General features: G+C 61.8%; 8 protein-coding genes. 6 read left to right on the forward strand and 2 right to left on the reverse strand.

Annotated features, from left to right (window positions below):
- Positions 1-14: 14 nt before the first annotated feature.
- A complete protein-coding gene (ptsP, locus tag QRN41_RS03550; protein WP_285421159.1) occupies positions 15-2,294 on the forward strand; it encodes a phosphoenolpyruvate--protein phosphotransferase in 2,280 nt (759 codons plus the stop codon).
- A gap of 63 nt (positions 2,295-2,357) precedes the next feature.
- On the opposite strand, the gene QRN41_RS03555 is transcribed toward ptsP, so the two are convergent.
- Positions 2,358-3,104: an NRDE family protein gene (locus QRN41_RS03555; protein WP_236217632.1), complete on the reverse strand. Its 747-nt coding sequence runs from the start codon at positions 3,102-3,104 to the stop codon at positions 2,358-2,360.
- Positions 3,105-3,224: 120 nt separating this feature from the next.
- Here QRN41_RS03555 and QRN41_RS03560 point away from each other — a divergent pair, with 120 nt between their 5' ends.
- The 3 genes from QRN41_RS03560 (at position 3,225) to QRN41_RS03570 (ending at position 5,777) form a co-directional block, all read left to right on the forward strand.
- Positions 3,225-4,007 (forward strand): sulfite exporter TauE/SafE family protein, encoded by a 783-nt coding sequence (locus tag QRN41_RS03560; protein ID WP_034101324.1) that lies wholly within the window; start codon positions 3,225-3,227, stop codon positions 4,005-4,007.
- A gap of 65 nt (positions 4,008-4,072) precedes the next feature.
- Complete coding sequence (lgt, locus tag QRN41_RS03565) at positions 4,073-4,885, forward strand: prolipoprotein diacylglyceryl transferase (RefSeq protein WP_034101323.1); 813 nt, start codon at positions 4,073-4,075, stop codon at positions 4,883-4,885.
- 58 nt (positions 4,886-4,943) lie between these two features.
- A complete protein-coding gene (locus QRN41_RS03570) occupies positions 4,944-5,777 on the forward strand; it encodes a thymidylate synthase (protein ID WP_034101322.1) in 834 nt (277 codons plus the stop codon).
- Positions 5,778-5,921: 144 nt separating this feature from the next.
- Here QRN41_RS03570 and cadR read toward each other — a convergent pair whose 3' ends face one another.
- Positions 5,922-6,362: a Cd(II)/Pb(II)-responsive transcriptional regulator gene (gene cadR, locus QRN41_RS03575; RefSeq protein WP_285421160.1), complete on the reverse strand. Its 441-nt coding sequence runs from the start codon at positions 6,360-6,362 to the stop codon at positions 5,922-5,924.
- 85 nt (positions 6,363-6,447) lie between these two features.
- On the opposite strand from cadR, the gene QRN41_RS03580 reads away from it, so the two are divergent.
- The gene (locus QRN41_RS03580; RefSeq protein WP_285421161.1) at positions 6,448-8,700 is read left to right on the forward strand and encodes a heavy metal translocating P-type ATPase; all 2,253 of its coding nucleotides are present in this window, start codon (positions 6,448-6,450) and stop codon (positions 8,698-8,700) included.
- Positions 8,701-8,715: 15 nt separating this feature from the next.
- The gene (locus QRN41_RS03585) at positions 8,716-9,579 is read left to right on the forward strand and encodes a LysR family transcriptional regulator (protein ID WP_034101319.1); all 864 of its coding nucleotides are present in this window, start codon (positions 8,716-8,718) and stop codon (positions 9,577-9,579) included.
- Positions 9,580-9,698 lie beyond the last annotated feature (119 nt).

Below are 9,698 nucleotides of genomic sequence, written 5' to 3' on the forward strand. Positions count from 1 at the left end.
TTCGACCCCGAGCCATGCTCAATACGCTGCGCAAGATCGTCCAGGAAGTTAACTCCGCCAAGGATCTCAAGGCGGCGTTGGGGATTATTGTGTTGCGCGTCAAGGAAGCCATGGGCAGCCAGGTCTGCTCGGTTTACCTGCTGGACCCCGAGACCAACCGTTTTGTGCTGATGGCCACCGAGGGCTTGAACAAGCGCTCCATCGGCAAGGTCAGCATGGCGCCCAATGAAGGTCTGGTTGGCTTGGTGGGGACGCGTGAAGAACCCCTGAACCTTGAACATGCGGCCGATCACCCGCGTTATCGCTACTTTGCCGAAACCGGCGAAGAGCGCTACGCCTCATTTCTCGGCGCACCCATCATTCACCACCGCCGCGTTGTCGGCGTGCTGGTCATTCAACAGAAAGAACGCCGCCAGTTCGACGAAGGTGAAGAAGCCTTCCTCGTGACCATGAGCGCGCAATTGGCCGGGGTTATCGCCCACGCCGAGGCCACCGGTTCCATCCGTGGCCTGGGCCGTCAGGGCAAGGGTATTCAGGAAGCCAAGTTCGTCGGCGTGCCGGGTTCGCCAGGTGCTGCTGTGGGTACGGCGGTGGTCATGCTGCCGCCGGCCGACCTCGATGTGGTGCCGGACAAAACCATCACCGACATCGACGCCGAAATCAAACTGTTCAAGACCGCCCTCGAAGGCGTGCGCGCCGACATGCGCAACCTGTCGAACAAGCTGGCCACCCAGTTGCGCCCCGAAGAGCGGGCGTTGTTCGAGGTGTACCAGATGATGCTTGACGACGCGTCCCTCGGGAACGAAGTCAAGACCGTGATCAAGACCGGCCAGTGGGCCCAGGGCGCGTTGCGTCAGGTGGTCAGCGATCACGTCAACCGTTTTGAAATGATGGACGACGCCTACTTGCGTGAGCGCGCCTCGGATGTGCGTGACCTCGGTCGCCGTCTGCTGGCCTACTTGCAGGAAGATCGCAGCACCAACCTGGTCTACCCCGACAACACCATCCTGATCAGTGAAGAACTGACCGCCACCATGCTCGGCGAAGTACCGGAAGGCAAACTGGTGGGCCTGGTGTCGGTACTCGGTTCGGGTAACTCCCACGTCGCGATCCTGGCTCGGGCCATGGGCATTCCGACGGTGATGGGCCTGGTGGACCTGCCGTATTCCAAAGTCGACGGCATCGACATGATCGTCGACGGCCATCGCGGCGAAGTCTTTACCAACCCCAGCGAAGTGCTGCGCAAGCAATATGCCGAGGTGGTGGAAGAAGAGAAGCAATTGGCGCTGGGCCTCGATTCCCTGCGCGAGTTGCCGTGTGTGACCCTCGACGGCCACCGCGTGCCGCTGCTGGTCAACACGGGCTTGCTGGCCGACGTGGCCCGCGCGCAACAGCGAGGCGCCGAAGGCGTGGGGCTGTACCGCACCGAAGTGCCGTTCATGATCAACCAGCGTTTCCCGAGCGAGAAGGAACAGCTGGCGATCTATCGTGAGCAGTTGGCGGCGTTCCACCCGTTGCCGGTGACCATGCGCAGCCTGGATATCGGCGGCGACAAGTCGCTGTCGTACTTCCCGATCAAGGAAGACAACCCGTTCCTCGGCTGGCGCGGTATTCGCGTGACCCTCGACCATCCCGAGATTTTCCTGGTGCAGACCCGCGCCATGCTCAAGGCCAGCGAGGGCCTGAACAACCTGCGCATTCTGTTGCCGATGATCTCCGGCACCCATGAGCTGGAAGAAGCGTTGCACCTGATCCACCGGGCCTGGGGTGAAGTGCGCGACGAAGGCGCCGACGTACCGATGCCGCCGATTGGCGTGATGATCGAAATCCCGGCAGCGGTGTACCAGGCCAAGGAGCTGGCGCGGCAGGTGGACTTCCTGTCGGTAGGTTCCAACGACCTGACTCAGTATTTGCTTGCCGTGGACCGCAACAACCCTCGGGTTGCCGACCTATACGACTACCTGCACCCGGCCGTGCTGCAAGCCCTGCAACATGTGGTTCGCGACGCCCATGCCGAAGGCAAACCGGTGAGTATCTGCGGCGAAATGGCCGGCGACCCGGCGGCGGCGGTGTTGTTGATGGCGATGGGTTTTGACAGCTTGTCGATGAACGCCACCAACCTGCCGAAAGTGAAGTGGCTGCTGCGCCAGGTCAACCTGAGCATGGCCAAGGATCTGCTGGCGGAGGTGATGACCATCGACAACCCGCAAGTTATCCACAGCTCGCTGCAATTGGCCCTGAAAAACCTGGGGCTGACGCGGATGATCAATCCGGCTTCGGCGAAACCCCTATAACGCTGACACCGATCAGAATTGTGAGAGGGGCTTGCTCCCTCCCACATCGGCGTTGTGGTGTGGCTAGAGGTTGATCTCCACTTCGCCCAGCCGCCCGCCCTCGGGCCCGAAACTACGCTCCACCATCCACCGTGTGCCGTCGGCATTCACGATCAATGCTGTGCTGGCTCGGGTCCCATAAGTAGGGCTGGCGATAAACACGCTCGACAACAGGCTTTCAGTCGCCAGCCCCACGCCGGTATCCGGCAACTCGGCGAACGGCGCGGTCTGCGGATCACTCAACAACGCCAGCAAGGTATGCGGGTGCGGATCATCCAGCGCCTGGCTTAACGCTGCCTTGGCCTTGAGCAGCTTCGGCCACGGCGTATCCAACCCGGCATTGGACAACCCATACACTCCCGCCTCCAATCGGGCAGGCTCGGTGTGATTGGCGTTGTAATGCCACATCTCTTCCCGCGTCCCCACCAGCAGGTTGAAGCCGGCATATTCGATGGATCGGCCATTTACTTCGGCCAAATACTGGTCAATCGGCAGCGAACCACTGAGAAACCGCGCCACCAGCTCGCCGCGGGACTTACGCGCCGGCGGCTGGTGCGGATCGCGGATATTGGTCAGTGCCGCAAACCGCCCATCGGCGTTCACCCCCAGCCAGGTGCCGCCGGCTTCCTGATCGCGGCCGGCATACACATGGGGCGCATCCGGCCACTGGGCCAGCGGCAGCGTAGGGCGGGCGTAGAACTCATCGCGGTTGGCCGCGACGATCAGCGGCTGGGCATGACCCGGCCGCCAGGCGAAAACGATCAAGCACATCAGGCGATCCCTTTTGTGTTTTTTGCCACTCTACTCACTCAAGCAGAAGCGTTCCATCGTCTCCAGTTGGGTCGCATGCCTTCCATCCGTTAACATGCCGGACTTGTTTCGGGGGCTCCCATGGAATTTCTGCTGTATCTGGTGCTTGGCGCCTGTGCGGGCGTGCTCGCCGGGCTGTTCGGTGTGGGCGGCGGGATCATCATCGTGCCGGTGCTGGTGTTCAGCTTCACCTTGCAGGGCTTCGACCCGCAGGTACTGACGCACTTGGCGGTGGGAACGTCCCTGGCGACTATCATCTTTACCTCGGTAAATGCCGTGCGCGAGCACCATCGGCGTGGCGCGGTGCGCTGGCCGATCTTTGTGTGGATGACCGTCGGCATTCTGATCGGCGCCGGTTTTGGCGCGCTGACCGCCGAAGCGATTTCCGGGCCGCACTTGCAGAAGATCATTGGCGTATTTGCTCTGCTGGTGGCGCTGCAACTGGGCCTGGACGTCAAGCCGAAGGCCAGTCGAACGGTGCCGGGCAAGGTCGGTCTGACCCTGGCCGGCACCGTGATCGGCTGGGCCTCGGCGATTTTCGGGATTGGCGGCGGCTCGCTGACCGTGCCATTCCTGACCTGGCGCAGCGTGCCGATGCAGCAGGCAGTGGCGACGTCGTCGGCCTGCGGCCTGCCGATTGCGCTGGCCAGTGCATTAAGTTTCATGATTCTGGGCTGGCATGACCCGCTGTTGCCCGCTCATAGTCTGGGGTTCGTGTATTTGCCGGCCCTGCTGGGCATTGCCCTGACCAGCATGGTGTTCGCGCGCTTCGGTGCACGCCTGGCGCACCGGCTGTCGCCCCGCCTGCTCAAGCGGCTGTTTGCCGGATTGCTATTGTGCGTCGGTTTGAATTTTTTGCTGTAACGAAGGCTTAATCGCGCCCGGGCATGGTCCGGACGCCATAACGAATGATTTAACGAGGAGTCGCAATGCTGCCTTACCCGCAGATCGACCCGGTGGCCCTGGCCATCGGTCCGCTGAAAATCCACTGGTACGGGTTGATGTACCTGATCGGCATCGGCGGCGCGTGGCTGCTGGCGTCTCGGCGCCTGAACCGTTTCGACCCAACCTGGACCAAGGAGAAACTCTCCGACATGGTGTTCTGGTTGTCGATGGGGGTAATCGTCGGCGGACGCCTGGGGTATGTGCTGTTTTACGACCTGTCGGCGTATATCGCCAACCCGATGCTGATTTTCGAAGTGTGGAAGGGCGGCATGGCGTTCCACGGCGGCTTTATCGGCGTGATGATCGCGGCCTGGTGGTTCGGTCGGCGCAACGGCAAGTCGTTCTTCCAATTGATGGACTTTGTCGCGCCGCTGGTGCCGATCGGCCTGGGCGCCGGGCGCATCGGTAACTTTATCAACGCCGAGTTGTGGGGCAAGCCGACCGACGTGCCGTGGGCCATGGTATTCCCGCCGTTCAGCGACCCGGCCCAGTTACCGCGCCATCCGTCGCAGCTGTACCAATTCGCCTTGGAAGGTGTGGCACTGTTCCTGATTCTGTATATCTTCTCGCGCAAACCGCGCCCGACCATGGCCGTGTCCGGCATGTTCGCGCTGTTCTACGGGATCTTCCGGTTTATCGTCGAATTCGTACGGGTGCCGGATGCGCAGCTGGGTTACCTGGCGTGGGGCTGGCTGACCATGGGCCAGATCCTCAGCCTGCCGATGATCCTGGTCGGCCTGGGCCTGCTGTGGTGGGCGTACAATCGCCCGCAGCCGCTGAAGAACACCGCGCTTTAAATTCGAACGCCTGGGCCCAGCCGCGATGGGCCCAGGCTTCAACGAAACGGGTATCCACATGAAGCAATATCTCGAACTGCTGCACGACGTCGTGACCAATGGCCTGACCAAGGGCGACCGCACCGGCACCGGCACCAAGGCCGTGTTCGCTCGCCAGTATCGGCACAACCTGGCCGACGGCTTCCCGCTGCTGACCACCAAGAAGCTGCACTTCAAAAGCATCGCCAACGAGTTGATCTGGATGTTGAGCGGCAACACCAACATCAAATGGCTCAATGAAAACGGCGTGCGCATCTGGGACGAATGGGCCACCGAAGACGGCGACCTGGGCCCGGTCTACGGCGAGCAATGGACCGCCTGGCCGACCAAGGACGGCGGCACGATCAACCAGATCGACTATATGGTTCACACCCTCAAGACCAACCCCAACAGCCGCCGCATCCTGTTCCACGGCTGGAACGTCGAGTACCTGCCCGACGAAACCAAGAGCCCCCAGGAAAACGCGCGCAACGGCAAACAAGCCCTGCCGCCGTGCCATCTGCTGTATCAGGCGTTCGTGCATGACGGTCACCTGTCGATGCAGTTGTATATCCGCAGCTCCGATGTGTTCCTCGGCTTGCCGTACAACACCGCCGCCCTGGCGTTGCTGACCCATATGCTGGCTCAACAGTGCGACCTGATCCCCCACGAGATCATCGTCACCACCGGCGACACCCACGCTTACAGCAACCATATGGAACAGATCCAGACCCAGCTGGCGCGCACGCCTAAGAAGCTGCCGGAATTGGTGATCAAGCGTAAACCTGCGTCGATCTACGACTACAAGTTCGAAGACTTCGAGATCGTGGGTTACGACGCCGATCCGAGCATCAAGGCCGATGTCGCTATCTAGAGCCTGACGCTGTCCGAAGTGGGAGAGGGTTAGAGCCTGACGCTGTCAAATGTGGGAGGGGGCTTGCCCCCGATTGCGGTGGGTCAGCTGAAATTCCGCATCCAGGGCAGCCCCCACCCCACATTCGAACAGTGTTCGCTTGAGTCAATGCCCGTGGCTCCTGCCTACGTGTGAGGGCTCGGCCTCGCTGGCGACTACCCCGCCGTTGACCTCCAACCGCTGCAAAATCCCGCAGTGATCCCCGCCCCCACAGCGTTGGCGCAGGTCCAGCAATTGCTCCTGCAATGCCAGCAGCCCGTCGATGCGCGTCTTTACATGCTGGATATGCTCGTCGATCAACGCATTGACGCTTTCGCACTGGTCCTGAGGGCTGTCGCGCAGGCTGAGCAGGCTGCGGATTTCCTCAAGGGTCATGTCCAGGCTGCGGCAGTTGCGGATAAACACCAGCCGTTCGCTGTGCGCCTGGGTGTACACGCGGTAATTGGCGTCAGTGCGCGCCGGGGGCGGCAGCAGGCCTTCCTTCTCGTAGTAACGGATGGTCTCCACCGCGCAGTCGGTGAGTTTGGCCAGTTCGCCGATCTTCATCGCAGCAATCTCCAAATGGGTGCTTGACCCTATAGTGGCTACAGGGTCTTTACTTGGCAACAAGCACTCTTACGGACGCCACAGCATGAGCGATTCCCACCACACCCCGCATAAACATGATCACACCCACGATCATGGCACTGAAAAACTCACGCCCGTACACAATCACGGCCACGGCGGCTCCTGCTGTTCAGGTGGCCCCGCGCCTGCGGTGGTGACACTGAGCGAAGCACCCACCGCCGGTTCGCGCCTGAGCACCTTCCGTATCGAAGCCATGGACTGCCCCACCGAGCAGACGCTGATCCAGAATAAGCTGGGCAAGATCGCTGGCGTGCAGCAGCTGGAATTCAACCTGATCAACCGCATTCTCGGCGTCACCCACGACCTGCCGAGTACTGCGCCGATTATCGATGCGATCAAATCCATCGGCATGCAAGCCGACCCCATCGAAGAGGGCGCGCCCGCCGCTACTCCCCCGGCCAAGAAACATTGGTGGCCGCTGGCCGTGTCGGGTCTTGGGGCGTTGGGCGCCGAAGTGCTGCACTTCACCAATGCCGCGCCGACCTGGGTCATTGCCTTGGTGGCGCTGGTGTCGATCCTCAGCGGCGGCCTTGGCACCTATAAAAAGGGCTGGATCGCCCTGAAAAACCTCAATCTGAACATCAACGCGCTGATGAGTATCGCGGTCACCGGCGCGATTCTTATCGGCCAGTGGCCGGAAGCGGCGATGGTGATGTTCCTGTTTACCGTGGCCGAGCTGATCGAAGCCAAGTCCCTGGACCGCGCGCGCAATGCCATCAGCGGTTTGATGCAGATGACCCCGGAACAGGCCACCGTGCGGCAGCCTGACGGCAGTTGGGTTGAACAAGAGGTTAAAAGCATCGAACTGGGCGCTGTGGTGCGGGTAAAGCCCGGTGAGCGCATCGGCCTGGACGGTGAGGTGACCGCGGGTCAATCCACTGTCGATCAGGCGCCGATTACCGGTGAAAGCCTGCCGATTGAGAAGACGGTGGGCGATAAAGTCTTCGCCGGCACCATCAACCAGGCCGGTTCCCTGGAATACAGCGTGACGGCGGCGGCCAACAACTCCACCCTGGCGCGGATCATCCACGCGGTGGAACAAGCCCAGGGCGCGCGGGCTCCGACCCAGCGCTTCGTGGACAGTTTTTCCAAGATCTACACCCCGGCTGTGTTCCTGTTCGCACTCGGCGTGGCAGTGATTCCACCGCTGTTCATGGCCGGCGCCTGGTTCGACTGGATCTACCGCGCGCTGGTGCTGTTGGTGGTCGCGTGCCCCTGTGCGCTGGTGATTTCCACGCCGGTGACCATTGTCAGCGGCCTGGCCGCTGCGGCGCGCAAAGGCATCCTGATCAAGGGTGGCGTGTACCTGGAGGGCGGTTACAAGCTCGATTACCTGGCCCTCGACAAGACCGGCACAATCACCCACGGCAAACCCGTGCAGACCGACTACCTGGCGCTGTTCCCCACTGTCGAAGACAGCGCGCCGGCCCTCGCCGCCAGCCTGGCTGGGCGTTCCGACCACCCCGTGTCCCTGGCAATCGCCAACGCAGCTGTGGATAAAAACCTGCCGCCCCATACTGTGGATAACTTCGAGGCCCTGGCCGGGCGCGGCGTGCGAGGCGATATCAACGGCGAAACCTATCACCTGGGCAATCACCGCCTGGTGGAGGACCTGGGCCTGTGCTCGCCAGCGCTGGAAGAGAAACTCTTCGCCCTGGAGAAACAAGGCAAGTCGGTCGTGCTCCTACTGGACAAATCCGGCCCGCTGGCGCTGTTCGCCGTGGCCGACACCGTCAAGGACAGCAGCCGAGAAGCCATCCAGCAGTTGCATGAATTGGGCATCAAGACCCTGATGCTCACCGGCGACAACACCCACACCGCCCAGGCGATTGCGGCGCAGGTAGGTATCGATCAAGCCCAGGGCGATTTGCTGCCCACCGACAAACTCCACGCCATCGAAACCCTCTACACCCAAGGCCGTCGAGTGGGCATGGTCGGCGACGGCATCAACGACGCTCCGGCCCTGGCCCGCGCCGAAATCGGCTTTGCCATGGCCGCTGCCGGCACCGACACCGCCATCGAGACCGCCGACGTGGCGTTGATGGACGATGATCTGCGCAAGATTCCGGCATTCATTCGGTTGTCGCGGCAAACGTCGAGTATCCTCAAGCAGAACATCGCCCTGGCATTGGTGATCAAGGCGATCTTCCTCGCGGTGACGTTCATGGGCATGGCCACCATGTGGATGGCGGTGTTCGCCGACATGGGCGTGAGCCTGCTGGTGGTGTTCAATGGCCTGCGCCTGTTGCGCAAATAGACAAGAGAGGGTGGTGTGCTGAGTGCCGAGCTGAAGGCGTTTTTTATGGTCGCCCGCCTGGGCAGCATCACCCAGGCGGCGAAAAAACTCGGCCTGAGCCAGCCCACGGTCACTACCCAGATCCGCAACCTGGAAAGCCAATACGGCGTCGAGCTGTTCTATCGCGGCGGGCGCCGCCTCACCGTCAGCGACGAAGGCGCACGGCTGTTGCCGATGGTCAAGACGCTGTTGCAGCAGGAAGCCGATATCGAGTTTTTCCTGCGCAACAACGGTCAGGTCCAGGGCGCACTCAGGATTGCCGCAACGGCGCCGTACTACATCCTGGATCTGGTCAAAGCCTTTCGCGAGCGCCTACCCCAAGTGGAGGTGTCGGTGGAAATCGGCAACTCGCAGCAGGTGCTCGAAGCGCTGGATGACTACCGCGTCGATGTGGCGGCGTCCTCACAGCTGCTCGACGACCCACGGCTGATACGTCGCGTCCTCGGCACCGACCCGCTGGTGCTGGCGGTGCATCGCAACCATCCCCTGGCCAAACTCGATCATGTGCCGCTGAGCGCGCTCGCCGGACACACCCTGTTGATGCGCGAGGTCGGCTCCACCACACGCCGCCTGACCGAAGACATGCTGCGCGGCGCCGGCGTGAACTACGGGCCGCTGCTGGAAATCGGCAGCCGTGAATCGATCCGCGAGGCGGTGTTGCGCAATATCGGCATCAGCATCATCGCCCGCCAGGAAGTGCCCCATGACCCACAGCTCAAGGTGCTGACCCTTGAGCATGCGCCGCAGATTCCGGAGTATCTGTACTGCCTCAAAGAACGAAAAGGCGCTCGCCTGCCGGCGGCGTTTTTGGGGTTAGCCCAGGAAATGTCGCCAATCTAGGCTTTTTTTGGCGGCCTGGAGGGCCAATCGGGGGCAAGCCCCCTCCCACATTCGAAGTGTGAATTGAAGTGCGCCCCAAAAGTTGGACAGTAATTGTCTAGGCTACAGCGGAACGGGCT

It is taken from the genome of Pseudomonas sp. efr-133-TYG-23 (genome assembly GCF_030209215.1).
GTDB classification, from domain to species: Bacteria; Pseudomonadota; Gammaproteobacteria; order Pseudomonadales; family Pseudomonadaceae; genus Aquipseudomonas; species Aquipseudomonas rhodesiae.

What these genes read in the sequence shown, in the direction of transcription:
- QRN41_RS03580 (WP_285421161.1), top strand. Translation starts at nt 6,448, where the DNA reads ATGAGCGATTCCCACCACACCCCGCATAAACATGATCACACCCACGAT.
- lgt (WP_034101323.1), top strand. Translation starts at nt 4,073, where the DNA reads ATGCTGCCTTACCCGCAGATCGACCCGGTGGCCCTGGCCATCGGTCCG.
- QRN41_RS03560 (WP_034101324.1), top strand. Translation starts at nt 3,225, where the DNA reads ATGGAATTTCTGCTGTATCTGGTGCTTGGCGCCTGTGCGGGCGTGCTC.
- ptsP (WP_285421159.1), top strand. Translation starts at nt 15, where the DNA reads ATGCTCAATACGCTGCGCAAGATCGTCCAGGAAGTTAACTCCGCCAAG.
- QRN41_RS03555 (WP_236217632.1), bottom strand. Translation starts at nt 3,104, where the DNA reads ATGTGCTTGATCGTTTTCGCCTGGCGGCCGGGTCATGCCCAGCCGCTG.
- QRN41_RS03570 (WP_034101322.1), top strand. Translation starts at nt 4,944, where the DNA reads ATGAAGCAATATCTCGAACTGCTGCACGACGTCGTGACCAATGGCCTG.
- cadR (WP_285421160.1), bottom strand. Translation starts at nt 6,362, where the DNA reads ATGAAGATCGGCGAACTGGCCAAACTCACCGACTGCGCGGTGGAGACC.